The organism is Oceanicaulis sp. MMSF_3324 (assembly GCF_030733545.1).
Classification (GTDB): domain Bacteria; phylum Pseudomonadota; class Alphaproteobacteria; order Caulobacterales; family Maricaulaceae; genus Oceanicaulis.
The window spans coordinates 597,760-619,868 of record NZ_JASHIU010000001.1; the positions used below are offsets into that span (position 1 = coordinate 597,760).

29 protein-coding genes are annotated in these 22,109 nt (G+C 63.8%); 21 read left to right on the plus strand and 8 right to left on the minus strand.

Going from position 1 to position 22,109, the window contains the following annotated elements; all coding sequences use genetic code 11:
* Positions 1-3 precede the first annotated feature (3 nt).
* The 6 genes from RBA95_RS02855 to RBA95_RS02880 all read left to right on the plus strand — a co-directional run bounded on the left by RBA95_RS02855 (position 4) and on the right by RBA95_RS02880 (position 4,556).
* Positions 4-753 (plus strand): class I SAM-dependent methyltransferase, encoded by a 750-nt coding sequence (locus RBA95_RS02855; protein WP_306015294.1) that lies wholly within the window; start codon positions 4-6, stop codon positions 751-753.
* A gap of 56 nt (positions 754-809) precedes the next feature.
* On the plus strand, positions 810-1,250 hold the full coding sequence (locus tag RBA95_RS02860; protein ID WP_306015295.1) for a CHAP domain-containing protein: 441 nt from the start codon (positions 810-812) through the stop codon (positions 1,248-1,250).
* Between the two features lie 54 nt (positions 1,251-1,304).
* Entirely contained in the window at positions 1,305-1,916 is a 612-nt protein-coding gene (gene thiE, locus RBA95_RS02865; protein ID WP_306015296.1) for a thiamine phosphate synthase, read from the plus strand.
* The gene (locus RBA95_RS02870) at positions 1,886-3,058 is read left to right on the plus strand and encodes a tetratricopeptide repeat protein (RefSeq protein ID WP_306015297.1); all 1,173 of its coding nucleotides are present in this window, start codon (positions 1,886-1,888) and stop codon (positions 3,056-3,058) included. The genes thiE and RBA95_RS02870 overlap by 31 nt, the downstream gene beginning before the upstream one ends.
* A gap of 130 nt (positions 3,059-3,188) precedes the next feature.
* Positions 3,189-3,755 (plus strand): elongation factor P, encoded by a 567-nt coding sequence (gene efp / locus RBA95_RS02875; RefSeq protein WP_306015298.1) that lies wholly within the window; start codon positions 3,189-3,191, stop codon positions 3,753-3,755.
* A gap of 24 nt (positions 3,756-3,779) precedes the next feature.
* Positions 3,780-4,556 carry an inositol monophosphatase family protein gene (locus tag RBA95_RS02880; protein WP_371933579.1) on the plus strand — a complete coding sequence of 259 codons (777 nt, stop codon included), beginning with the start codon at positions 3,780-3,782 and terminating at the stop codon, positions 4,554-4,556.
* On the opposite strand, the gene RBA95_RS02885 is transcribed toward RBA95_RS02880, so the two are convergent.
* Entirely contained in the window at positions 4,553-4,918 is a 366-nt protein-coding gene (locus tag RBA95_RS02885; RefSeq protein ID WP_306015300.1) for a hypothetical protein, read from the minus strand. The two genes, RBA95_RS02880 and RBA95_RS02885, sit on opposite strands and share 4 nt — an antisense overlap.
* 221 nt (positions 4,919-5,139) lie before the next feature.
* On the opposite strand from RBA95_RS02885, the gene RBA95_RS02890 reads away from it, so the two are divergent.
* From RBA95_RS02890 to rpmE, 3 genes are all read left to right on the plus strand, one after another.
* On the plus strand, positions 5,140-6,153 hold the full coding sequence (locus RBA95_RS02890) for a hypothetical protein (RefSeq protein ID WP_306015301.1): 1,014 nt from the start codon (positions 5,140-5,142) through the stop codon (positions 6,151-6,153).
* 3 nt (positions 6,154-6,156) lie between these two features.
* A complete protein-coding gene (locus tag RBA95_RS02895) occupies positions 6,157-7,173 on the plus strand; it encodes a peptidoglycan -binding protein (protein WP_306015302.1) in 1,017 nt (338 codons plus the stop codon).
* A 193-nt stretch (positions 7,174-7,366) separates the two neighbouring features.
* Positions 7,367-7,588, plus strand: coding sequence for a 50S ribosomal protein L31 (gene rpmE / locus RBA95_RS02900; protein ID WP_306015303.1), 222 nt, complete (start codon positions 7,367-7,369; stop codon positions 7,586-7,588).
* Between the two features lie 189 nt (positions 7,589-7,777).
* Here the strand turns inward: rpmE and RBA95_RS02905 are convergent, their stop codons facing one another.
* Together RBA95_RS02905 and RBA95_RS02910 are read right to left on the minus strand one after the other, a co-directional pair.
* Positions 7,778-8,290, minus strand: a complete 513-nt coding sequence (locus tag RBA95_RS02905) for a DUF1465 family protein (RefSeq protein WP_306015304.1) — start codon at positions 8,288-8,290, stop codon at positions 7,778-7,780.
* An 80-nt stretch (positions 8,291-8,370) separates the two neighbouring features.
* Entirely contained in the window at positions 8,371-8,571 is a 201-nt protein-coding gene (locus tag RBA95_RS02910; protein WP_306015305.1) for a DUF1192 domain-containing protein, read from the minus strand.
* A gap of 68 nt (positions 8,572-8,639) precedes the next feature.
* On the opposite strand from RBA95_RS02910, the gene RBA95_RS02915 reads away from it, so the two are divergent.
* The 5 genes from RBA95_RS02915 (at position 8,640) to RBA95_RS02935 (ending at position 14,061) form a co-directional block, all read left to right on the plus strand.
* A complete protein-coding gene (locus RBA95_RS02915) occupies positions 8,640-9,623 on the plus strand; it encodes an NAD(P)H-quinone oxidoreductase (RefSeq protein ID WP_306015306.1) in 984 nt (327 codons plus the stop codon).
* A 151-nt stretch (positions 9,624-9,774) separates the two neighbouring features.
* Positions 9,775-10,434 (plus strand): DUF1013 domain-containing protein, encoded by a 660-nt coding sequence (locus RBA95_RS02920; RefSeq protein ID WP_306015307.1) that lies wholly within the window; start codon positions 9,775-9,777, stop codon positions 10,432-10,434.
* A gap of 150 nt (positions 10,435-10,584) precedes the next feature.
* Entirely contained in the window at positions 10,585-12,741 is a 2,157-nt protein-coding gene (locus tag RBA95_RS02925; RefSeq protein WP_306015308.1) for a TonB-dependent siderophore receptor, read from the plus strand.
* A 10-nt stretch (positions 12,742-12,751) separates the two neighbouring features.
* Positions 12,752-13,885, plus strand: coding sequence for a PepSY domain-containing protein (locus tag RBA95_RS02930; protein ID WP_306015309.1), 1,134 nt, complete (start codon positions 12,752-12,754; stop codon positions 13,883-13,885).
* Positions 13,882-14,061 carry a hypothetical protein gene (locus RBA95_RS02935; protein WP_306015310.1) on the plus strand — a complete coding sequence of 60 codons (180 nt, stop codon included), beginning with the start codon at positions 13,882-13,884 and terminating at the stop codon, positions 14,059-14,061. The genes RBA95_RS02930 and RBA95_RS02935 overlap by 4 nt, the downstream gene beginning before the upstream one ends.
* Here RBA95_RS02935 and RBA95_RS02940 read toward each other — a convergent pair.
* The 3 genes from RBA95_RS02940 to RBA95_RS02950 form a co-directional block, all read right to left on the minus strand.
* Positions 14,058-14,876, minus strand: a complete 819-nt coding sequence (locus RBA95_RS02940) for an SDR family NAD(P)-dependent oxidoreductase (protein ID WP_306015311.1) — start codon at positions 14,874-14,876, stop codon at positions 14,058-14,060. The two genes, RBA95_RS02935 and RBA95_RS02940, sit on opposite strands and share 4 nt — an antisense overlap.
* Positions 14,877-14,962: 86 nt before the next feature.
* Complete coding sequence (locus RBA95_RS02945) at positions 14,963-15,829, minus strand: tetratricopeptide repeat protein (RefSeq protein WP_306015312.1); 867 nt, start codon at positions 15,827-15,829, stop codon at positions 14,963-14,965.
* 84 nt (positions 15,830-15,913) lie between these two features.
* Entirely contained in the window at positions 15,914-16,084 is a 171-nt protein-coding gene (locus RBA95_RS02950) for a DUF465 domain-containing protein (protein ID WP_306015313.1), read from the minus strand.
* Between the two features lie 97 nt (positions 16,085-16,181).
* Here RBA95_RS02950 and RBA95_RS02955 point away from each other — a divergent pair, with 97 nt between their 5' ends.
* From RBA95_RS02955 to RBA95_RS02965, 3 genes are all read left to right on the plus strand, one after another.
* Entirely contained in the window at positions 16,182-16,796 is a 615-nt protein-coding gene (locus RBA95_RS02955; protein ID WP_306015314.1) for a UbiX family flavin prenyltransferase, read from the plus strand.
* Positions 16,793-17,278 (plus strand): TIGR02444 family protein, encoded by a 486-nt coding sequence (locus RBA95_RS02960; RefSeq protein ID WP_306015315.1) that lies wholly within the window; start codon positions 16,793-16,795, stop codon positions 17,276-17,278. Before RBA95_RS02955 ends, RBA95_RS02960 begins: the two co-directional genes overlap by 4 nt.
* Before the next feature lie 120 nt (positions 17,279-17,398).
* On the plus strand, positions 17,399-17,608 hold the full coding sequence (locus tag RBA95_RS02965; RefSeq protein ID WP_306015316.1) for a YdcH family protein: 210 nt from the start codon (positions 17,399-17,401) through the stop codon (positions 17,606-17,608).
* Between the two features lie 9 nt (positions 17,609-17,617).
* On the opposite strand, the gene RBA95_RS02970 is transcribed toward RBA95_RS02965, so the two are convergent.
* Entirely contained in the window at positions 17,618-18,349 is a 732-nt protein-coding gene (locus RBA95_RS02970) for a GGDEF domain-containing protein (RefSeq protein WP_306015317.1), read from the minus strand.
* A 230-nt stretch (positions 18,350-18,579) separates the two neighbouring features.
* Here RBA95_RS02970 and arsH point away from each other — a divergent pair, with 230 nt between their 5' ends.
* The 3 genes from arsH to RBA95_RS02985 all read left to right on the plus strand — a co-directional run bounded on the left by arsH (position 18,580) and on the right by RBA95_RS02985 (position 20,965).
* The gene (gene arsH / locus RBA95_RS02975; RefSeq protein ID WP_306015375.1) at positions 18,580-19,281 is read left to right on the plus strand and encodes an arsenical resistance protein ArsH; all 702 of its coding nucleotides are present in this window, start codon (positions 18,580-18,582) and stop codon (positions 19,279-19,281) included.
* An 88-nt stretch (positions 19,282-19,369) separates the two neighbouring features.
* Positions 19,370-19,879 (plus strand): 5-(carboxyamino)imidazole ribonucleotide mutase, encoded by a 510-nt coding sequence (gene purE, locus RBA95_RS02980; RefSeq protein WP_306015318.1) that lies wholly within the window; start codon positions 19,370-19,372, stop codon positions 19,877-19,879.
* A gap of 3 nt (positions 19,880-19,882) precedes the next feature.
* Entirely contained in the window at positions 19,883-20,965 is a 1,083-nt protein-coding gene (locus tag RBA95_RS02985) for a 5-(carboxyamino)imidazole ribonucleotide synthase (RefSeq protein WP_306015319.1), read from the plus strand.
* Here RBA95_RS02985 and RBA95_RS02990 read toward each other — a convergent pair.
* Positions 20,962-21,636, minus strand: coding sequence for a COQ9 family protein (locus tag RBA95_RS02990; protein ID WP_306015320.1), 675 nt, complete (start codon positions 21,634-21,636; stop codon positions 20,962-20,964). The genes RBA95_RS02985 and RBA95_RS02990 overlap by 4 nt on opposite strands.
* A 181-nt stretch (positions 21,637-21,817) precedes the next feature.
* Here RBA95_RS02990 and rpsU point away from each other — a divergent pair, with 181 nt between their 5' ends.
* The gene (gene rpsU, locus RBA95_RS02995; protein ID WP_040613286.1) at positions 21,818-22,081 is read left to right on the plus strand and encodes a 30S ribosomal protein S21; all 264 of its coding nucleotides are present in this window, start codon (positions 21,818-21,820) and stop codon (positions 22,079-22,081) included.
* Positions 22,082-22,109 lie beyond the last annotated feature (28 nt).

Below are 22,109 nucleotides of genomic sequence, written 5' to 3' on the forward strand. Positions count from 1 at the left end.
GTGATGACTTCCAACCCGTTTGATCAGGGCGGCGCGCGCTACGCCGCCGGGCGCCCGGTCTATCCCGCCAAGCTCGCCTTCACCCTTGAGGGGCTGGTGAGCAATCATAAGCTGGCGGTGGATGTGGGCTGCGGGACGGGACAATTGTCCATCTTGCTGGCCGAGTACTTCAAGGAAGTCCGCGCTTTTGACCCGAGCGACAGCCAGCTCGCGCATGCGCGCCCGCACCCCCGGGTCAGCTACGCCAAGGCGCCGGCTGAAGCGCTGCCGGTGGCCAGCGGCAGCGCGAACCTGATCACGGCGGCGCAGGCTGCGCACTGGTTTGATCGGCCCCGGTTCTACGCCGAGGTGCGCCGGATCGCGGCGCCGGGCGCCGTTTTGGCGCTGATCACCTACAACAATGCCGAAGCGGACACCGAAGCGATGAAGCCGATCGGCCAGCTCTACAAGGCCCTGGATGCCTGGTGGCGACCCGAGCGTGAGGATGTGGAAACCGCCTATTCCCGGTTTGATTTCCCGTTTGATGAGATCCCGGCCAAGGGCGGCGCCATTGTCCATGACTGGACGTTTGATGAGATGCGCGCCTATCTCGAAAGTTGGTCGGCCCTGCGCGCCGCACGCGCGGATGGTGAGGACAAGATGATCGACGGCTATCTCGATCAGGCGCGACAGGCGTGGGGCGAGGGCGAGATCCGGGTGCGCTGGCCCATTACGATCCGCGCCGGGTATGTCCACAAGCCCGTTCGATCCTAATCCGCCACCGGTCCCGGCGCCCCGATACTGACGTTTCAGTCAGCAGGAGGGCCCTCATGACCGGTGAAGATCTTGTCCAGCATGCATCCAGGCATGTCGGTGAAGCCTATCAGCTCGGCGCGGTGGCCGATTTCGACGACCCGCATTACGCCGGGCCGTGGGATTGCGCCGATTTCGTCAGCTGGTGCGTCTATCAGACCTTTGGCGTGAGGCTGGGCCTGACCGCAGCCGGTCATGCCTATTCGGGCGCCTGGATCGGCTGGGCCGAAACCCCCGCCAACGCGCTTGCGCTTGAGGTCGCTCACGACACCCCCGGCGCCATTCTGGTGCGGCGCGCCCACCATTACGGGGCCGGGCATGTGGCCATTTCAGATGGTCGGGGCGGCACGATCGAGGCCCGCGGTGTCCGTTATGGGGTTGTGCGGGCGAAGGGGCGCGGGCGGATCTGGGATCTGGCGGGCCTTGTCCGGCCCGACCAGTGCGTTGCGACTATATGAGGCGGAGCGTCAGACCCCGTTCCTTTTCCGCTTGCGCCGGGTTAGGAGAGGGCCATGGCCGAGCTTTATCTTCTCACCCCGCCCCGGATTGATGCCGATTTCGCCGACAAACTGGCGCTTACGCTGGATGCCGGACGCGTCTCGGCGCTTCAGTTGCGTCTCAAGGAGCATGATCCCTCCGAGGTCGAAGCGCTGGCGCCCAGGCTGATCGAGATCGCGCACCAGCGCGGCGTTTCCGTCATCATGAATGATGATCCGGCCCTGGCGGCGAAGCTGGGGTGTGACGGCGTGCATATCGGCCAGGAAGACGGCTCGATCAAGCAGGCGCGGGCCGCGATGGGCCCCAAGGCCATAGTCGGCGTCACCTGTCATGACAGTCGGCATCTGGCGATGATGGCCGGTGAACAAGGCGCGGATTATGTCGCTTTCGGCGCTTTTTTCGACACTGCCACGAAATCGCCCAAGACCCGCGCTGATCTGGACATTCTGGTCTGGTGGACCGAGCTTTTCGAGCTGCCCTGTGTCGCGATCGGGGGCATTACCCTGGAAAACGCCTCTGAGGTGATCGCGGCCGGGGCTGATTACATTGCGGTGTGCGGCGGTGTCTGGTCGCATCCTGAAGGACCGGAGGCCGCATGCGCCGGCTTGTCTCAACTCTTGGATTGATCCTCGTCCTGGGCGGTGTCGCCTGGGGGCAGGAAGATGCGCCCACCGTGCCGACGGCTGAAGAGGTTGAAGGCGGTCAAACGCCCCGGTCCGAACTGCCGGCCCTGCCCGAAGGTCTGGCGGAGGATTTTGCGCGCGACGCCAGCGGGGATGCCGTCGAGGGACGGTCCCTGACCAATTCGGCCATGGCGAGCGCCTCGGCCGCGTACATGGTGGGCGATTTCCAGGGTGCGCTCATTCACGCGCAACGGGCGGCGGCGGGCGGCGAGGCTCGCGGGGCGACCCTTGCGGGGCATATCCGTCTTCATGGCCTTTCTGGCGACGCCAATGATGGCGATGCGGTGCGCTGGTTCCGCCGGGCGGCGGAGCTGGGTGAGCCGGACGCCCTGATCGTGCTGTCGCGGCTGGCGAGTGAAGGACGCGGCGGACTTGAAGTCTGGCAATCGCGGGAGTTCCTGGCCCAGGCGGCTGAGGCCGGAGATGCGCGCGCGGCGCATGAATATGGGTTGTATCTGATGGAGCGCGGAGATCCCGGCGCGGCCAGCGAGGCGTTGAACTGGTTGCAGCTGGCGGCCGAAAGCGGACGCTTTGAGGCGTATGGAGATTACGCCTATGCGCTTGCAGACTGGGATCATGGTCCGCATGACCTGAGCTCGGCGCGAAGCTGGTATGAGCGCGCGGGTGAAGCGGGCGATCCCAGCTCCGCCCTGATCGCAGGCCTGATGTACATGGATGGCGAAGGCGGTGAGGCGGATGAAGCCGAAGGCGCGCGCCTGATCCGCATGGCGGCTGAATACGGCTTGCCCGCCGCCATGGGGCAGCACGCGCTCTTGCTGTTTCAGGGCGTGGCCGATCGGGAGCCCAATCCCACAGAGGCTGTGGACTGGGCGCGCCAGGGCGCGGACGCCAATGACCCGGACAGCCAGTTCCTGCTCGCCTATGCCCTGGCCACAGGAGACGGCGCGCCGCAGAATCTGAAGCGCGCCTATTACTGGGTTCTGCGAGCGGGCGCGCCGCGTGGCGGTCGCACGCCGGAGGATTTTGATCGCGACCGGTTGGAGGCCTCTTTGGAGAACGCCTTGCCCGCCCCGGTGCTCGAACGCGTCCGGGTCGAGGCGGCGGTGGAATCGCGCCCGTTCTAGGAGCGTGCATCGGCGCGAGTCTGACGTGCAGCTTGCCCGTCAAGGTTCGCCCTGTTAAACGAGCGCGGCTGAATTCAAGGGCGGCGCTGGTGGTTTGTGCCGCGCGCCCGATCCAGGAACGGACCTTCCGATGAAAATCAACGGCAATGAAATCAAGCCCGGTAACGTGATCAAGCACCAGGACACCCTGTGGGTGGCGGTGAAGGCGGATCACGTGAAACCGGGCAAGGGCGGCGCGTTCGCCCAGGTCGAACTGAAGAACCTGCTCGACGGTCGCAAGCTCAATGAACGTTTCCGCTCTGCGGACAAGGTCGAGAAAGTGCGCCTTGAGCAGAAAGACCACCAGTTCCTCTATCCCGAGGGTGAAATGCTGGTCTTCATGGACACGGAAAACTACGAGCAGACGAACCTGCCGGTCGATTTCGTGGGCGAGGATCGCGCCTCCTATCTGACCGACGGCATGATGGTCGTGCTCGAATTCTATGAAGAAAAGCCGATCGGCATCGAGTTGCCCAAGCATGTGGAGCTCGAAGTGATCGAGACCGAGCCGGTCGTCAAAGGCCAGACTGCGGCGAACTCGTTCAAGCCGGCGATCGTCACCGGCAACATCCGCACCGCCGTGCCGCCGTTCGTGGGCGTGGGCGAGCGTATTGTCGTGGCTACGGAAGACGGCTCTTACGTCCGTCGGGCGGACTAGACCTTGGCACAAGTATCCGCATTGATGCAGGTCATGACCGATGCGGTCCGCAAAGCGGGCCGCCGTCTGGCGCGTGACTTTGGCGAAGTCGAACACCTTCAGGTCTCCAAGAAAGGCCCGGCCGATTTCGTCACCCAGGCCGACATGAAGTCTGAAGAAATCCTCTTTGACATCCTGTCCAAGGCCCGTCCGGGCTATGGCTTCCTGATGGAAGAGCGCGGCGTTGTGGAAGGCACTGATCGCTCCCATCGCTGGATCATCGATCCGCTGGACGGCACGCTGAACTTCATGCACGCCCAGCCGCATTTCGCCATCTCTGTCGCGCTCGAGCGCGAGGGCGAGCTGGTGGCCGGCGTGGTCTACAACCCCGCGACCGATGAGCTGTTCCACGCCGAGAAGGGGCGGGGCTGTTACGTGAATGATCGCCGTCTGCGTGTTGCGGAGCGCCGCGACCTGCATGACTGCGTGATCGCCACCGGCATGCCGTTCTTCGGCAAGAAGGGGCACGCCCAGTTCCTCAAGGAATTGCACCAGATCATGCCGATGACGGCTGGCGTTCGTCGTTACGGCGCCGCCTCGCTCGATCTCGCCTGGACGGCGGCGGGCCGATTTGACGGCTTCTGGGAACGCAATCTCAAGCCCTGGGATATTGCCGCCGGCCTGGTGCTGGTGCGTGAGGCGGGCGGCTATGCCGGCGCCATCGACCCGGGCACGGATGTGCTGGAGACCGGCCATATCGCCGCCGGCAATGAATTCGTCATCAAGGAATTGCGCGAAAAGCTGGCCAAGGCGGCCGGCTAGGCGCGTTCTGATTGCGCGCGCGTGCGGGACACAGTCGTCTCCGGCCAGTCCCCGCGCGGCGCGTGCAGCCAGCCCTTGCTGGCCCGTACAGGCGCTGTGGCTGGCACGCCAAACGCCCAGAGTTCATTGTGGACGCTTGCAAGGCCAGGCGTGATGACCGCCTGCAAAGGCATGGGGGGTTGTGCTGTCTCGATCTGGGTTGCAAGACGGATCGGCCAGAATCTCAGGCCGCGTCCCTGAGCCCTTGTCTCACCATCCACGATGAGGCGCGCCTGCGCCCAGCCCCATAATGTGTAGCCGCACTCCAGCACGATTTCGTGCTGATTGATCCGGTATATCCATCGCTTCAGTCTCAAAGGCATGGCGAGTCCGGTGCTGCGCTGCAACATGGTGATGAATAGGGTTAATACCGCTTAAGGTTTCAGGCAAGCAAAACCGGACGATTTCCGGCGTCAATGAAAAACAGGGTGAGCCTTGGGAAACGCGCATCCCTGCCTCATTCCCGCCAAGACCCTTGCGTTTGATGTCGGCGTAGGCCAAGCCTGCAAGAGTGCTGATGCGCCAGATGAGGGAGCTGCGCTGAATGGCTGATCCGAAAGCTTCGCGCCGCAAGGCCCGGTTCACGGGGCCTGGAAGTTACATTCTCTGGATGATCGTGTTCCTGTCGGCGGTGGTGATCCTGGCCGCGCTGCTGCACGAACCCCTGATCCTGGCGTTCGAGGCGAACCCCGCCATCAACGGGTTGATCCTGGGCGTTTTGCTGATCGGCATCCTGTACACTTTCCAGCAGGCGCTTGCGATTGGCCCCAGTGCGCGATGGCTGGTGCGTCTGAACGAGGCGGATCACCCGGACCAGCTGCCCAGCCCGCCCGCCATGATCGCGCCGATGGCGGCGCTGATCACCGATGCGGCGGATGGCCGGTCCCGCCTGTCGGCGGCGTCGGCGCGCGTGGTTCTGGATTCAGTTGCTGCGCGCATGGCCGAAAGCGGCGCCTTTACCCGCTATTTCGGCCGGCTACTGATTTTCCTGGGGCTTCTGGGCACCTTTTATGGCCTTTTGCTGGTCGTCTCAGATGTGGGCGATGCGGTGCGGGCCGTCTCGGCGACGTCTTCGGGCGCTGGCGAGACCGACGCCATGGCGCTGATGAGCGCGATCGAGGAGCCGATCGCGGGCATGGGCACCGCCTTCGCATCCTCGCTGTTCGGTCTGGCCGGCTCCCTGATCATCGGCTTTCTGGAGCTGCAGGCCAGCCGGGCGCAGAACCGTTTCTATAATGAGGTCGAGGAATGGCTGTCCTCGATCTCGCGTCTCGCCAATGCCGGCCCGCAAGGCGCCAGCGCGGACGAGGGCGGCGGTTCCGGCGCTTATGTGGGCGCCCTGCTGGAGCAGAGCGCGGATGCGCTGGACCGGCTGACCCATACGCTGGAGCGCCATACGCGGCAGCTTGAGACCATCATGACGCGCTTTGCTGATGATGCGGCGGAAAGCCAGCGGGAAAGCGCGCGCCTTCTACGCGATGAGATCAAGGTTCTGGTGCGTGCGCTTGAGGCGCAGGCGCGCCTGAACCGGGATCGTGGTTCGGATCGGAACGAGTAGACCATGGCGCTACCCCGGCACCTTCAGTCCGGACAGGCCGACTCGGGCGATTACTGGCCCGGTTTCGTCGACGCGCTGGCGACCTTGTTGCTGGTCATCGTCTTTCTGCTGGCGGTGTTCACGGCGGGCCAGTTCGCCCTGTCCCAGGCCCTGACGGGACGCGATGAGCAACTGGCCGAGCTCAATAGCCGGCTCTCCACCCTCGCCGAAGAGCTGAACCTCGCCCAGAGCGAAAACGAGCGCCTGAGCCTGCGGGTCAGCACGCTGACCCAAGAAAACGCCGCGCTTGAGGAAACCAATGCCGGTCTGTCGAGCCAGATCGCCGGCCTGCAGGAGGGCCTGGCCGCGGCGCGCTCGAGTCTGGCCGAGGAAGAAGCGCTCAACGAGGAAGCGCAGGCGACCGTGGCGCTGCTGAACAACCAGATGGCCGCTCTGCGCGAGGAGCTGGCGCGCCTGAACGAGGCCTTGAATGCGTCTGAAGCGCGTGAGGCGGAGCTGGAGGCCGAAGTGGTCAATCTGGGCCGGCGGCTCAATGCGGCTTTGGCCAGTGAAGTGGCGCGTCTGGCGCGTTATCGCTCCGAATTCTTCGGGCGCCTGATCGAGGTGCTGGGTGACCGCTCCGGCGTTCGCGTCGTGGGCGATCGGTTCGTCTTTGAAACCGACGTCCTCTTTGCATCAGGCTCCGCGGAGCTCAGCGCCGAGGGCCGGCAATCGCTGGCGCCGATCGCGTATGCGATCATCCAGCTGACCGACGAGATCCCTGACGACCTTGACTGGGTTTTGCGTGTGGACGGCCATACGGACCGGGTGCCGCTCGGACCCAATGCGCCGTTTGAGTCCAACTGGGAGCTGTCGACGGCGCGTTCATTGTCGGTGATTTCCTATTTTGAAAGCCGGGGCGTGCCGCCGCGCCGCTTGCTGGCGGCGGGCTTTGGCCAGCATTACCCCATTGCGGAAGGGCGAACCCAGGAAGCCTATGCGCGCAACCGGCGGATCGAGCTCAAGCTGACCTCGCGTTAGGATTTTGTTGACCATAACTGCAGGTCGGCGCGGCTTAATCTTTGAGTAAGTCCTTGTATTTTCGCTATCTGACTCAGGGCGCTTGATACAGGGCAAAACGGGGTGTATACACCGCGCCTCAATTCATGCAGATTTCCACTTGCGGGCGGCTTCAACGGCCGCCCGCGAGCGTAAAGAGGGCCGGAGCGGCACGATGAAACAGGACACTCACCCCGACTATCACTTCATCGAAGTGGTGCTCCCGAACGGATCGCGCTTTAAGACCCGTTCAACCTATGGTAAAGAAGGCGCAGTGCTGCAACTGGACATTGATCCGTCCTCGCACCCGGCCTGGACTGGTGGCAACCAGACCCTGCTGGATCGTGCTGGCCGCGTGTCCAAGTTTAAAGACAAATTCAAAGGCTTCGGCGTCTAAGGCCCAATCCCCCCTCGATCGGGCAGAGCTTGGCTCCGTTGAAGTCTTTCGAGGAACGCCCGCAGTCTCCCCTCGGCTGCGGGCGTTTTTCTCGCCCGCTTTGACGTCCCGTTCGAGGGGGTTCAGCCTCTGGCACACGAAAAAGGCCGCCCAAACGGGCGGCCTTTTTGTTTTGAGATGTCGAGGCGCTTATTCGTCGCTGAATGCGGCGGTGAGTTGCGAGAGCTGGTTGGCGACCGGGTTCTCGACCGGTTTGACGTCCGCCTCGAACAGGGAGTCGTCCAGCCGCATCAGGCGCTCGTGAAGCTCACGCGCGCGCAGCGCCAGATCCCCGAGACGCGGCGGGCAGGGGTCATCGCCTGCGGGCCAGGTCGGTGGGTCAAACTTGTTGGGCGAGAGACGATACCGCTCTTCGGCCGCTTCATTGGGGTTCATATCCCCTTCCGCGACAGCGCGCTGGGTCAGAAGCCAGGAGGCGCATTGCATGAGCTGGGTGGTGAGGCCCATGGATTCCGAGGCATAGGCGAGCGCGCCGGACCGGCCCAGTCGCTTGGCGTCGTCCCGGCCGGGACCATCCAGATAGGCCGCTGTTTCCTCCACCAGATCCATGCCGTCCCGGAACAGGCGGCGGAACATTTCGGAGTCCGCGAAATCGGAAACCCGAGCGGCGGTGCTGGCGGCGTGAGGCGTGACCGGGGTCATGGCAGTATCCGTTCTGTCTCGTTACGCATCATCTCAAGAGTGTGTACGAACTCTTAAGCAAGGCTGGGGCCAGATGCCCGTCACTCTCCGCCCGGCGTCTTGAAAAAGGCTTCCGCAGCTGACAGGCCGGCCTTCTTTTGCTTGATCGCCGTCTCGGTCCGTCCCATTTCCTGACGTAAGACTTCAAGCCGCTCATTGAGCTGTTCGACACCCAGCTCGCTGAGGTCCTCGCCGGGAACCAGCGCTTCATTACGGGAGGTCAGCGGTTCATCGTGAAACATGGCGTCGCTCTCCTTGGTCGCGGACAGGACAGCGGATACTAGTGCATTAACCCTCAGGAGTCCCGCTCATGAATCCGATTTCATCACGCATCGTCACGGCGCCGGAACCGGGCGGTCCTGAAAAACTGGTCGTCAAGGAGATCGAGCTGGCCCCGCCGGCCAGGGATGAAGTCCTGATTGATGTGGCGGCGAGCGGGATCAACCGCCCCGACGTGTTCGAGCGCATGGGTTTCTACCCGGCGCCTGAGGGTGCGCCCGAAGGGCTGGGGCTTGAGGTCTCCGGCATGGTGCGTGCGGTGGGCGATGCGGTCACGACGTTCAAGCCGGGCGATCCGGTTGTCGCGCTTGTGTCTGGCGGCGGCTATGCCGATGTGGCGCGGGCCAAGGCGGGCAGCGTCCTGCCTGCGCCTGACGGTGTGGAGCTGGTGGAGGCGGCGGGCCTGCCTGAAACCGTGTTCACGGTCTGGACGAATGTATTCGACGCCGGCGCGCTCAAGCCGCACGAACGCCTGCTTGTGCATGGCGGGCTGAGCGGTATCGGCTCGACCGCGATCCAGATGGCCAAGGCGCAAGGGGCCTATGTGATCGCCACGGCCGGCGGCCCGGACCGGGCGCAAGCCTGTCTCGATCTCGGGGCGGATCGCGCTTTTGACTATCACGCCGAAGACTGGTCGAGCGCGATCAAGGCCGAGGGCGGCGCCGATGTCATCCTGGACATGGTCGGCGGCGATTATGTTCAGCACAATCTCAATTGCCTGAACCGGTTCGGTCGCCTGGTGATGATCGCCTTCCTCAAGGGCAGCCGGGTCGAGGTGGATCTGATGGGCCTGATGCTCAAACGTCAGACCCTGACGGGCTCGACCTTGCGGTCGCGCTCGGATGAAGAGAAGGCCGAGATCGCGCGCGCAGTCCACACCCATGTCTGGCCTTGGATCAAATCGGGTCAGGTGCGTCCGCTCGTGGATCAGACCTTTGCGCTGGATGACGTCTCCAAGGCGCATGCGCGCATGGATGAGGGCGGGCATTCGGGCAAGCTGCTGCTGATTCCCTAGCGTGACAGGGGTGTTTCCAGCGCGTGACAAGCGCGCTATAAGGGCGGTCACACTCTCCCTCTTCATCGTGAGTACGAGCTGAGGGGCGGTCGACGGCAACAACCCGGCGGTCCGCGCCGGGTTTTCTTTTGTTTCGTGTACGAGGACTGACATGGCCGAGATTCTCATGCCCAAGGCGACGGCGGTCTGGCTGGTGGACAACACCGCGCTGAGCTTTGAACAAATCGCCGATTTCACCGGCCTGCACCATCTTGAGATCAAGGGCATCGCCGATGGTGATGTGGCCGCGGGCGTGCGCGGTTCCGACCCGGTCGCGTCCGGTCAGCTTGACCGCGCCGAACTGGACAAGGCGGAAGCGGACTCCTCTTACCGGATGACCGCCTCCAAACCGAAATACGCCGAGCTTCAGGAACGCAAGAAAGGCCCGCGCTACACGCCGTTGTCGCGCCGCCAGAACCGTCCGGACGCCATCGCCTGGCTGGTGCGCAACCACCCCGAGTTGACCGATGCGCAAATCTCCAAGCTGATCGGCACCACCAAGACCACGATCGAGGCCGTCCGCGATCGTACGCACTGGAATTCGCCCAACATCAAGCCGACCGACCCGGTGACCCTGGGCCTGTGCACCCAGATTGATCTGGACGCCCAGGTCTCCAAAGCCTCCGCCCGTCGCAAGCAGATGGAGGAAGATGGCCAGGTGATGATCGAGGAAGACACCCTCAAGCCGGCTGATGAGCAGGACATGGACGCCGCCAACGCGCCGACCACGCTTGATGAGCTGTTCGGCAAGCCCAAGGGCGACGACGAATAGGCTGTGAGCCTTGTTGCATGCAGGAAAGCCCGGCTCGACGAGCCGGGCTTTCTTTTTGGCTGGATGCGAGCAGCGCGTCGAAATTGACGCCTCTTATTTTGATTGATAATCACTCGCACTAACAATGTGGCCGGCTGGAAGGCTCTCCCCATGACCAAGATTGATCGTTTGCTGGGCGGCGCAGCGCTTTGCGCGCTGGCCCTGGCGGTTCCCGCTTATGCTCAGGATGCTGAGACGACCGAAGATGTGATCATCGTCACCGGCTCCCAGGTTGAACTCAACCAGGTCTTTGAAGGCGGCCAGGTCGCGCGCGGCGCGCGCAATGGTCTGCTGGGCAATGTGGATTTCCTGGACTCCCCCTTCACCACGACCGCCTACACCGCCGAGCTGATCGAGAACCAGCAGGCGCGCGGCATTGGCGACGTGCTCGCCAACAACCCGCAAGTGCGTCTGGCCAAGGGGTTCGGGAACTTCCAGGAACTCTATGTGGTGCGCGGTTTCCCGGTCTATTCCGACGACATGACGCTCAATGGCGTCTACGGCATCCTGCCGCGCCAGTATGTGGCGGCTGAGCTGGTCGAGCGCGTCGAAGTGTTCTCCGGCGCCAATGCCTTCCTCAACGGCGCGGCCCCGGGCGGTTCGGGCGTGGGCGGCGCGTTCAATCTCGTGCCCAAGCGCGCCGGTGAAGACGATCTCACGCGCGTCACCCTGGGTTTTGAAGGCCGCTCACATGGCTATGCCGCGCTGGATCTGAGCCGCCGCTTTGGCGCGCAGGACGAGCTGGGCGTGCGCTTTAACGGAGCGCTGCGCGAGGGCGAAACCGCGATCGAGGACCAGGACCGCAGCCTGAACCTCTTCACCCTGGGGCTCAGCTATGAAACCGACCGCCTGCGCCTGTCGGCGGACCTGGGCTGGCAGGACCACCATATTGATGCCCCGCGCCCGCAGGTGACGCCGCTGGGCGCCATTCCGGCCGTGCCCGAAGCGGATGTGAACTACGCCCAGCCCTGGACCTTTACCGATGAGCAGCAGCTCTTTGGCGTGGTGCGGGCGGAAATGGATTTCAGCGATGTCGTCACCGGCTGGCTGGCCGTGGGCGCCCGTGATGGCGAAGAAGCCAATGTGCTGGCCAATCCCAGCGCCGGCGCATCGGGCGTAACGTCCGCCTATCGTTTCGACAATGCGCGGGCGGACCAGGTGATCAGCGCCGACGCTGGCCTGCGTGCAGATGTGTGGACGGGCGAGATCGGCCACCGCCTGGTGGCGTCCGTTTCCGGCATCCACAGCGAATCTGACAATGCCTACGCCTTTTCGAGCTTTGCCGGCTTTGCGGGTGATCTGAACGACCCCTTCGCCGCGCCTCAACCGGCGGCGGACTTCTTTGTCGGCGGCGATCTCGACAATCCCGGCAAGACCGAGGAAGTCACCAACACCAGTTTCGCCCTGGCCGACACGATGAGCCTTCTGGAGGGCCGAGTGCTCGCCACCGTGGGGCTGCGCTGGCAGGCCATTGATGCGGCGAGCTTTGACTACAATACCGGCGCCGAGCTGAGCCGGTATGAAGACGATGCGATCACCCCGGCCTTCGGTCTGGTTTATCGCGCCTCGGACGCGGTGTCGCTGTACGCCAACTATGCCGAGAGCCTGCAGCCGGGGCAGACCGCGCCGGCCAGTTCGGGCGGCACGCCGATCGTGAACGCCGGTGAAGTGCTGGCCCCGTTCCGCGGCGAGCAGATGGAAGCGGGTGTGAAGTATGATGCGGGCGCTTTTGGCGTCACCGCAAACCTGTTCGAACTGACCCAGCCGAGCGCCATCGTGGTGGGCGACCGCTTCACCGATGGCGGCGAGCAGCGCACGCGCGGCGCAGAACTGACCGTGTTCGGCGAGCCGGTCGAGGGCTTGCGCCTGATCGGCGGCGCGACCTGGCTGGACGCCGAGCAGGTCCGGACCCAGGGCGGGCTGAATGAAGGCAATGCGGTTGTGGGCGTGCCGGAACTCCAGGCCAGCTTCAATGCCGAATGGGATGCGCGCTTCCTGCCCGGCCTCGTTCTGGAGGGGCGCGTCATCTATACCGGCGAGCAATACCCCAGCGCCGATAACACGCTCGAAATCCCGGCCTGGGCGCGGTTTGATGCGGGCGTGCGGTACAGCTTCGAAGCCCAGGGTCGGCCCACCGCCCTGCGCGCGCGGGTGGAAAACCTGCTCGATGATGATTACTGGGCCTCGACCGGCGGCTTCCCGGGCGCGAACTATCTGGTGCAGGGCGAGCCGCGCACCGTGCGCGTGTCGGTGAGCACCGACTTCTAGGCGAGGCAAGATGACCCAATCGGCGATCCGGCTCTGGAGCGGCATTCACACTTGGACGTCCCTGGTGTGCACGCTGTTCCTGCTCATGCTGTGCGTGACCGGATTGCCGATCATCTTCCATGACGAGTTCGAGGCGGCGCTGAACCCGTCCGAATTCACGCCAGGCAATCCGGACGGTCCGATGCTGGATCTCGATCAGATCCTCGACCGCTCCCTGGACAATCGCCCCGGCGAGGTTCCGCTCTTCATGAGCTTTGACATCGACCGTCCCGTGGTGAACGTCACCACCGGGCCGACGCCGGATGCGCCAGGCGGGGCGATGTGGTTTGAGCGGTTCGATCAGACCGACGGCTCCATTGTCGCCGCCCCGGCCGATGCGGGCGGGATCATGGATTTCCTGGTCCAGCTTCACACCGACATGTTCCTGGGGCTGCCCGGCAAGCTCTTTCTGGGCGCGATGGGGGTCAGCTTCCTCCTCGCCATCATATCCGGCGTGGTGCTGTACTGGCCGTTCATGCGCAAGCACCGCTTCGGCCTGTTGCGCCTGGAGCGGTCGGCCCGCACCAAATGGCTCGATTATCACAACCTTCTGGGCGTGGTGACGCTGGGCTGGGTGATGGTGGTGGGCGGCACCGGCGTGATCAATACGCTTGATGACGTGATCTACGGGTATTGGCGCGACGCGGCGCTGGCGGATCTGATCGCCGACTATCCGGATCGAGACGTCCCGACGCCCGAGGAGATGGCCTCGCTTGATCAGGCGGTGAGGGCTGCGATCGAGGCTGCGCCGAACATGACCTTGCAGTTCGTGGCGTTTCCGGGCGGGACCTTCTCGACCGATTTTCATTACGCCATCTTCCTGCATGGCGACACGCCGCTGACCGAGCATCTGATTGCGCCGGTGCTGGTGGATGCGGTGACGGGCGAGGTGGCCGGCTTGCGCGAGATGCCCTGGTACACCAAGGCGCTGGCGCTGTCCCAGCCCTTGCATTTCGGTGATTACGCCGGTCTGCCGCTGAAGATCCTCTGGGCGCTTCTGGACCTTCTGACCATCGTGGTGCTGGTCAGCGGTTTGTATCTGTGGGGCGTGCGCAAGGGCTATCTGAAGGGCGCGCGGCGGCGTGACGATGAGGTTCCGGCATGACCCGGCTCTGGCGCGTCTTCGCCTGGCCGCTCCTGATCCTGGGCCTGAGCCTGTTTGGCCTGATCATCTCGCTCGTCGGCAATGGCCTGTGGGATGTGGCGGGTTGGATCGGCCTGTTCAGCCCGCTCGCGGCCCTGGTCTGGGCGCGCTTTGTCCGCGCCCCGTCAAACGCCTAGTCCTCGTAGTCTTCGGGCTTCATCGTGTAATTGAGGGCCAGACGGCCACCATCGGCGTAGATGCATTCGCCGGTGATATAGCTGGCGTCCTTGTTGGCGAGGAACCAGGCGACGCCTGCAATCTCGTCCGGATCGCCCAGCCGGTTCAACGGGGTCCGTGACAGGATGCGCTGCATGGCTTCGCGATCATCGGCCACCGCCTTGAGAATGTCGGTATTGATCGAGCCCGGCCCGATGGCGTTCACCCGCACGCCCCAGGGCGCCAGCGCCAGGGCCATGGACTTGGTCATCTGATTGAGCGCGCCCTTGCTCATCGTATAGGCGAGCTGGTCGGGCAGGGAGACCACCGCATTGACCGAGCTCATATTGATGATGGCGTAGCGCTTGCGGCAATCCTCGGCGCGCGCCTGTTCTTCCTCGATCTGTTCGACCATCTGTTTGGAGGCCGCCTTGGCCACCAGGAAGGCGCCGCGCAGATTGACGTTCATCACCGCGTTGAAATCGTCAAAGGACAGGTCAAGCACATCGCCCTTGGCCAGTCGTGCGGCGTTGTTGACCAGAATGTCCACGCGGTCAAAGGCCGAGCGGGTTTCGGCCATGAGGTTGGCGACGGCGAGCTTGTCGGACACGTCGCAGCTGACATAGAGCGCGCGTTCCTTGCCGGAGTTGAGCGTTTCGACCAGCGCTTCGCCCGCATCATCATCTATGTCGGCGACCACGACACGCAGGCCTTCCTCGACAAAGCGCCGTGCGCAGGCTGCGCCAATGCCCTTGGCGCCGCCCGTGATGATGGCCACGCGATCCGATACGGCCATGAGAGTACTCCACTTCCCAAAATCGCCGGCGATCAAACAGTGGCCGGACGTGTCTGTAAACCACTCAGTCAGTCACGATGAAGGGCTTAAGGGGCGTCGCTGAAGACGCGCTCGTAATCGGCGGCCACTTCGGGATCATCGGGCGATTGCTCATGCGCCAACGCGAAGAGCCGGCGCGCCTCGTCCGTTTCACCGATCTGCTCCAGCGCAGAGGCGAGCGAATGGGTGATCGAGCCTTCGTCGGGCGCAGCTTCAGACGCGGCGCGGCAGGTCGACAATCCGTCTGCGGCGCGGCCATCCTTCACCAGCGCCCAGCACAGCGCGTTCAGGGCGCCCGGATCGTCCGGCGCCAGGGCCACTGCTTCTCGCGCATCCTCGACCGCCATCTCGGTCAGGCCCATTTCCACAAAGGCGGCGGAGCGCCCGATCCAGGCCGAAGCGTAATCGGGTTCCGAGCGCACGGCGGCGTCAAAAGCGGCGACGGCCTCTTCAGGGCGGTCCAGATCCAGATACGCCGAGCCGGTCAGCACCGCGGTGAACCCGTCTTCGGGAATGCGTTCGCGCGCGATCTCGAGATCGGTGATGGCGTCCTCAGCCCGGTCAAGCTGCAGATAGGCGGCGGCCCGGTTGCGGCGGATCAGCGGATTGTCCACATCGCCGTCATTGGCTTCGACCAGGGCGAAGATCTGGTTGTAGGCGATCAGCGCCTCTTCAGACCGGGCGCTGGCCAGATACGCTGCGCCCAGCCGGGCGCGCAATTCCGCCTCTTGCGGCCAGTCATAGAACTGATCGGCGAGGCAGTCCTGGAAGGCGGTGATGGCGGCGTCCGCGTCATTGGCCGACAGCGCCACATAGCCTTCGGGACAAAGCTCCTCGCGGGTCTGGGCTTGTGCCGTTGCCGGCAGCAGGCACAACACAGCAAAAAACGTCAGAAGGCGGACGGGTTTAAGCACGGGCGGGCTCGATCTTCAGCAAGGAATAAAAGAAAAGGGCGGACGTGATGTCCGCCCTTTTGATCAGGCTAGCAGCTCGCGCCGTTATTGTCGTCGCCTGAGCGCCTCGATCTCTTCTTTCAGTTTAAGTTTTTGTTTTTTAAGGGCGGCTACCTGGAGGGTGTCGATGGAAGGGCTTTTCATTTCTTCGACAATCAGATGGTCCAGTTTGTCGTGTCGGGCGTCCAGTTCACGAATACGCGCGTCAGTGGCCATTAATGCCTCCCTTGCTGTAGGACGTACATTGAACCATTTGATAGCGCGGTCTGACAATTCAAATTCGATTGCGACATTTTAACGGAGTTAACTCGCGGTGACGGAACTGACGCCAGATCGGCTCGTGGTTGGAATTTCCGGCGCATCGGGCGTGGTTTACGCGATGCGGGCGCTGGAGGCGCTCCGACAATTAGGTGTGGAAAGTCATGTGGTGGCCTCCAAGGCGGCCGAAATGACCCTGTCCTATGAGATGGGCGAGAAGCCCTCCATCCTGCGAGAGCGATCCGATTTTCTCTACAAGCAGGCCGATGTGGGCGCCTCGATCGCCTCGGGCTCGTTCAAGACGCGCGGCATGCTGATCACGCCATGTTCGGTGCGCACCATGAGCGAGATCGCCACTGGCGTGACCTCTTCGCTGCTCACCCGCGCCGCAGACGTGGTGCTCAAGGAGCGCCGGTTGCTCGTGCTGATGGTGCGCGAGACGCCGTTTCATCTGGGCCATTTGCGGACCATGACGCAGCTGGCGGAAATGGGGGCGGTCATCCTGCCGCCCCTGCCAGCGTTCTACGCCCATCCCGAAAGCGTGGACGACATCATCAACCAGTCTGTGGGCCGGGCGCTCGACCTGTTCGGGCTTGACTGGGACGCCACCAAACGCTGGGGCGAGGATCTGGAACAGGGTCGCCGCCCCCAGGCGCGTACGCAAGGATGAGCGCCTTCTGGAACTTCTCTGTCCGGCTTTACGCTCAGGACGGGGTGAAGCCGGCTTGCCTGGCGCTGCAGGCGGGCGGCATGGATGTGAATGTGGGCCTGTGGATCGTCTGGTCCTGCGTCAACGGTCGCGATCCGGGGCCGGCTCTGGGGCAGGCGGTGGAGCTGTCATCCCTGTGGAGCGCGCAGGTGGTCAAACCCTTGCGCAGCGCGCGCGATCATCTCAAGCATCCCATGGCCAGCATGGAGGCTGACGCCGCCCGGGCCTTGCGCAAAAGCGTGCTTGCCGCCGAGCTTGAAGCGGAAAAGCTTGAACAGCATGCGCTGGAAGCGCTGACCCAATCCTGCCCTGAAACCGGCGATATGGACCGGCGGGATCTGGCGCTCAAACGCTTGCAGGACTATGCCGCCCGGCTCGGTTCAAGCGCGGCCTGTGCAGGCCAGTTTGTGGAAAACGTTTTCGAGACGACCAAAAATGTGTAATATAGACAGCCTCGAAACGGAGTGAGCGCAAGCGAGACGCTTTGGCGCCCGAGGTCTTTTCGACAATCCACTCAGCCGGATAGTCCGGCTTGCGTCTGATTGAAGAGGTCGGTCACGGCTATGGATGGCGAGTTCGACGAAACCGCGCTCAAGCGCAAGCTCGAAGATCTGCAGATTGAGCACCGCACGCTGGACGAGGAAGTCTCGGCCCTTGCGGCCTGTGGCGTATCCGATCAGCTCAAACTGGTGCGGCTCAAGCGCCGCAAGCTGGCCCTGAAAGACGAGATCTATCGTCTTGAAGACATCCTGAACCCGGACATCATCGCCTAGGGGCGCAGTTTAGCCAGCCGCCCGACCCTTGACCGCTTGCTTGTGCGCGTACATCGCCGCATCGGCGGCCGCCAGCGCATCTTCGGGGGCGACCCCGTTGGACAGGGCGTGTACGCCCCAGGCGGCGCCCAGCTTCAAAGTCTTGCCATTATGCGTGATCGAGGCGTCCGAGATCGCCTTGGCCAGATCGCCCGCCTTCTGACGCGCGGCGCTTTCGGGCGTCAGGGTCAGCACGATGCCGAACTCGTCACCGCCCAAGCGGCCCACGGCGTCGGTTTCACGCACATGATCTGTGATCAGATTGGCGACCTGTTCCAGGGCCGCGTCGCCGGCGGCATGGCCGTGCTCGTCATTGATTTGCTTGAAGCCGTTGAGATCAATGTAGATCAGGCTTGAAGGCGCGCCATGGCGCTCGGCCAGGGACAGCGCCTTGGACACTTCCCGCAGGAAGGCGCGACGGTTGAACACGGGCAAGAGCGCGTCCCGGTCCGCCAGGCTTTCCAGATCCCGGATGCGACCGCGCAGGGCCTCGGTTTCCCGACGCAACTGGTCCACCTCACCCATCAGCGACAGCAAGGCGCGTTGTACGTTCGGCGTCAGCTCGGCTTCGGGCACGCCCATGATGGACGCGCTGTCTGTCGGTGCGCTCGTTCCCTTGGGCGCTGCAGAAGTGCGCCGGGTCTCTTCACGACGACCCACCGGGCCGGCGCCAGCGAGCGGACCGCCGGATCGAATTCGCATGTCGCGGGCTCCATGAGACAGGTCTCGCCCGGTAACCCTCGGTGAGTGTGGTAAAAAAAACGTTCACTCATCTCAGATCGATCTGTGTCCGAACTGGACGAAATAATATTCAAAGCATCATGAATTATTGAATTGAGTGCGGGTCAGCGCCATTATGAAAGCGGGTCAGCTCAATCAGGGGCGACCGCGATCTCCGGAGTGGCGCTGTGTCTGATCTTGTTGGCAAGTCCATGCCCAACCTAGTGACCGAGTGTATTCGGCCCATCGACAAGGACGCTCTGGCGCCCCTGGGCCAGATGACGCACAAGCCGCGCATCCTGCTGCTGTACGGCTCCCTGCGTGAGCGGTCCTTTTCGCGGTTCGCGGCGATGGAAGCCGCGCGTCTTCTGGAGCTGTTCGGCGCAGAAACGCGCATCTTTCACGCGGACGGCTTGCCGCTCCCCGATGATGCCGAGGCCGATCACCCCAAGGTGGCCGAACTGCGTGACCTGGTGACCTGGTCGGAAGGCATGGTCTGGTGCAGCCCCGAACGCCATGGCGCGATGACGGCGGTGCTCAAGGCGCAGATCGACTGGATTCCGCTGGCGCTGGGGGCGGTGCGGCCGACCCAGGGCAAGACGCTGGCGTTGATGCAGGTCTCGGGCGGATCGCAAAGTTTCAATGCCCTCAACCAGATGCGAGTGTTGGGCCGCTGGATGCGGATGATCACCATCCCCAACCAGTCCTCGATCCCCAAGGCGTTTCTGGAGTTTGATGAAGCGGGCCGGATGAAGCCGTCCGGGCTCTATGACCGCATCGTCGATGTCATGGAAGAGCTGGTGAAGTTCACCCTGATGACCCGTGAACAGGCGGACTATCTCGTGGACCGGTATTCCGAACGCAAGGAAAGCGCAGAGGAATTGATGGCGCGTGTGAACCAGCGCTCGCTCTGAATACAGTGCAGATATGGGTTTTGCTTGACCGAAAGCGCGCCGCGGTTAAGTTGGCGTGCTTTCCAATCGCCTGTCAGGCAAGGCTATTATGAGCGAAAGCATTTCGGGCGGCGCCACAGCTGCTCCCATCTCCATCATCATGGGTTCGCGGTCGGACTGGCCGACGATGAAGGCCGGCGCCGATCTGCTCGATCAGCTGGGCGCGGCGTATGAGACCAAGGTGGTCTCCGCGCACCGCACGCCGGACCGACTGGTGGCGTTTTCCAAGTCTGCAGCCGATCGCGGCGTCCAGGTGATCATCGCCGGCGCCGGCGGTGCGGCGCACCTGCCGGGCATGGTGGCGTCCATGACGCATCTGCCGGTGCTGGGCGTTCCGGTGCAATCGCGCGCCCTGTCGGGCCTGGATTCGCTTCTGTCCATCGTCCAGATGCCCGGCGGCGTGCCGGTGGGCACGTTGGCCATTGGCGAAGCGGGCGCCAAGAACGCCGCCATCATGGCCGCGTCCATTGTGGGATTGTCGGATGACGCGCTGATGGAGCGCCTGAAAGCCTATCGGGCGTCACTGACAGAGTCGGTGGCTGAAACGGTCGAGGACTGATCCATGACACATGCTCTGGCGCCGACCTCCCGGATCGGCATTCTGGGCGGTGGCCAGCTGGGCCGCATGCTGGCGCTGTCGGCGGCCCGGATGGGGCTCGACGTGGTGATCTTCGATCCCGAGCCTGATTGCCCGGCCAGCCGTGTCGCCGCCGAGACCGTGACCGCCGCCTATGAGGATCTCGACGCGGTGGCGAAGTTCGCCGCCAGCGTGGATGCGGTCACCTATGAGTTTGAAAACGTTCCGGCTGAAACCGCCGCCGCCGCGGCCAAACACGCCCCTTTGCGCCCGGGCGCGATGGCGCTGGACGTGGCGCAGGACCGCTTGACCGAGAAAACCTTCCTCAACGATCACGGCGCGACGACCGTGGCCTTCCGGCCTGTGAGCACCCTTCAAGAGCTCCATACGGCGATTTCCGAGCTGGGCCTGCCGGCCATCCTGAAGACCCGCCGTTTCGGCTATGACGGCAAGGGGCAGGCGGTGATCCGCGAGATGGCGGACGCCGAAGACGCGCTCGCCGCCATGAACGGTCAGCCTGCAATCCTCGAGGCCTTTGCAGACTTCACCCATGAGCTGTCCATTGTGGCCGCGCGCGGGCTGGACGGTGCGGTCAGGGCTTATCCCCTGTCGGAGAACCGGCATTCGGACGGCATTCTGCGTGAAAGCCTCGCTCCGGCCAAAGTGAGCGACGACACCGCGGAGACCGCGCTCGGCATGGCCACGCGGGTGCTCGATGCGCTCGACTATGTGGGCGTGATGGGGATGGAGCTGTTCGCGCTGAAGGATGGCTCACTGCTCGTGAACGAGATCGCGCCGCGGGTGCACAACACCGGTCACTGGACGCAGGACGCCTGCACCGTGTGCCAGTTCGAGCAGCATATTCGCGCTGTCGCCGGATGGCCGCTGGGCGATCCCGCCCCGCATGCCTCGGCCCGCATGGTCAATCTGATCGGTTCTGATGCAGACGCTTGGGAAGACTGGCTGAAGACCCCGAATGCGGTGCTGCATCTTTATGGCAAACGCGAGACCCGCGATGGCCGCAAGATGGGCCATGTCAATGTGCTGGGGCCGCTCTTGAGGCGCTAGCGCGCCCGGCGGAAGCCATAGCGCAGATCGCCCATCATGCCGGGCAGATCCGGCAGGGCCTTGGTGATTTTCTGGACCTGGCCCTTCACCTTCTCGAACTGCATCACATTGTCGATGCGGCGGTCGAGGAATTCGGTGGTCTTGGTGCGGCCTTCAGAGTCATCTTCCAGCCAGATCGCGAAGGTCGAAGCGTAAACGCCCGACAGAATCGCCCGCTTGGAATAGAAGTTCGCATCGGTGCTTGTGTCCCCGATCGCGCTCCAGATCATGTGCGAGGTCGCCCAGACCAGACGCGCGCCGCGATCCAGCCCGTCGGGCAATAACAGTCGGGCGCGGGCGCGGGCGGCGGCTTCCTCATCCCCGTCATACTGGGCGAGGCGAAGGAGTACGCCCTGACTGACCTTGTCGCGAATCCGGTTGGCGGGATTGGCTTCGATCTCGGTGCGCGCCTGGGCGTCACAACGGCGCGTCCAAGTCTCGATGACGTCCAAAATCCCTGCAGGGCAATACAGTTGCACCTCGCCCTCGCTCAGACCGGCCTCCTCGGCGGCGCGGGAGAGGGTGGTCTCGCTCCAGCCGTCAAAGGCGGCGTTGGGCAGGGCCGCGTCCACCAGCGCTTCACGGGCGGACTGGGCGCGGGACGGGGCGGTGTTTTGTGCTTTTGCGGTCATGAGGGTATATCTAGTGTGCTCCCGGCCTGACGTCACGGGGCGTTTCGCCGCGCTCTACGCTGGACACGGGCTTTCAGACCCGGTATATCGCCCGCCTCTGTTGGAAGCGATCCGGCGCGGACGTGGAGCCACGCGGCTCTTGGGTTCGCGTGTGCTATACGGTCAGGGTCCGGAGCGGGCTTTGACCACCTACTCGAAGGGAGAGATTACCATCGTCCAGATCGTCGTGCGCGATAACAACGTTGAGCAAGCGCTCAAGGCGTTGAAAAAGAAGATGCAGCGGGAAGGCACTTTCCGCGAGATGAAGCGCCGCAACCATTACGAAAAGCCGTCTGAGAAAAAAGCGCGCCAGAAGGCCGAGGCGATCCGCCGGGCCCGTAAACTGGCTCGCAAGCGCGCTCAGCGCGAGGGCCTGCTGCCGAAGCGCGGCGGTGGCCGCCGCTAGAACGCTGCGCCGGGCTTAACCGCTCCAA

Bases quoted from the DNA above. Each gene is read 5' to 3' on its own strand.
- RBA95_RS02855 (WP_306015294.1), top strand. From the start codon at position 4: ATGACTTCCAACCCGTTTGATCAGGGCGGCGCGCGCTACGCCGCCGGG.
- RBA95_RS02860 (WP_306015295.1), top strand. From the start codon at position 810: ATGACCGGTGAAGATCTTGTCCAGCATGCATCCAGGCATGTCGGTGAA.
- thiE (WP_306015296.1), top strand. From the start codon at position 1,305: ATGGCCGAGCTTTATCTTCTCACCCCGCCCCGGATTGATGCCGATTTC.
- RBA95_RS02870 (WP_306015297.1), top strand. From the start codon at position 1,886: ATGCGCCGGCTTGTCTCAACTCTTGGATTGATCCTCGTCCTGGGCGGT.
- efp (WP_306015298.1), top strand. From the start codon at position 3,189: ATGAAAATCAACGGCAATGAAATCAAGCCCGGTAACGTGATCAAGCAC.
- RBA95_RS02880 (WP_371933579.1), top strand. From the start codon at position 3,780: ATGCAGGTCATGACCGATGCGGTCCGCAAAGCGGGCCGCCGTCTGGCG.
- RBA95_RS02885 (WP_306015300.1), bottom strand. From the start codon at position 4,918: ATGCCTTTGAGACTGAAGCGATGGATATACCGGATCAATCAGCACGAA.
- RBA95_RS02890 (WP_306015301.1), top strand. From the start codon at position 5,140: ATGGCTGATCCGAAAGCTTCGCGCCGCAAGGCCCGGTTCACGGGGCCT.
- RBA95_RS02895 (WP_306015302.1), top strand. From the start codon at position 6,157: ATGGCGCTACCCCGGCACCTTCAGTCCGGACAGGCCGACTCGGGCGAT.
- rpmE (WP_306015303.1), top strand. From the start codon at position 7,367: ATGAAACAGGACACTCACCCCGACTATCACTTCATCGAAGTGGTGCTC.
- RBA95_RS02905 (WP_306015304.1), bottom strand. From the start codon at position 8,290: ATGACCCCGGTCACGCCTCACGCCGCCAGCACCGCCGCTCGGGTTTCC.
- RBA95_RS02910 (WP_306015305.1), bottom strand. From the start codon at position 8,571: ATGTTTCACGATGAACCGCTGACCTCCCGTAATGAAGCGCTGGTTCCC.
- RBA95_RS02915 (WP_306015306.1), top strand. From the start codon at position 8,640: ATGAATCCGATTTCATCACGCATCGTCACGGCGCCGGAACCGGGCGGT.
- RBA95_RS02920 (WP_306015307.1), top strand. From the start codon at position 9,775: ATGGCCGAGATTCTCATGCCCAAGGCGACGGCGGTCTGGCTGGTGGAC.
- RBA95_RS02925 (WP_306015308.1), top strand. From the start codon at position 10,585: ATGACCAAGATTGATCGTTTGCTGGGCGGCGCAGCGCTTTGCGCGCTG.
- RBA95_RS02930 (WP_306015309.1), top strand. From the start codon at position 12,752: ATGACCCAATCGGCGATCCGGCTCTGGAGCGGCATTCACACTTGGACG.
- RBA95_RS02935 (WP_306015310.1), top strand. From the start codon at position 13,882: ATGACCCGGCTCTGGCGCGTCTTCGCCTGGCCGCTCCTGATCCTGGGC.
- RBA95_RS02940 (WP_306015311.1), bottom strand. From the start codon at position 14,876: ATGGCCGTATCGGATCGCGTGGCCATCATCACGGGCGGCGCCAAGGGC.
- RBA95_RS02950 (WP_306015313.1), bottom strand. From the start codon at position 16,084: ATGGCCACTGACGCGCGTATTCGTGAACTGGACGCCCGACACGACAAA.
- RBA95_RS02960 (WP_306015315.1), top strand. From the start codon at position 16,793: ATGAGCGCCTTCTGGAACTTCTCTGTCCGGCTTTACGCTCAGGACGGG.
- RBA95_RS02965 (WP_306015316.1), top strand. From the start codon at position 17,399: ATGGATGGCGAGTTCGACGAAACCGCGCTCAAGCGCAAGCTCGAAGAT.
- RBA95_RS02970 (WP_306015317.1), bottom strand. From the start codon at position 18,349: ATGCGAATTCGATCCGGCGGTCCGCTCGCTGGCGCCGGCCCGGTGGGT.
- arsH (WP_306015375.1), top strand. From the start codon at position 18,580: ATGCCCAACCTAGTGACCGAGTGTATTCGGCCCATCGACAAGGACGCT.
- purE (WP_306015318.1), top strand. From the start codon at position 19,370: ATGAGCGAAAGCATTTCGGGCGGCGCCACAGCTGCTCCCATCTCCATC.
- RBA95_RS02985 (WP_306015319.1), top strand. From the start codon at position 19,883: ATGACACATGCTCTGGCGCCGACCTCCCGGATCGGCATTCTGGGCGGT.
- RBA95_RS02990 (WP_306015320.1), bottom strand. From the start codon at position 21,636: ATGACCGCAAAAGCACAAAACACCGCCCCGTCCCGCGCCCAGTCCGCC.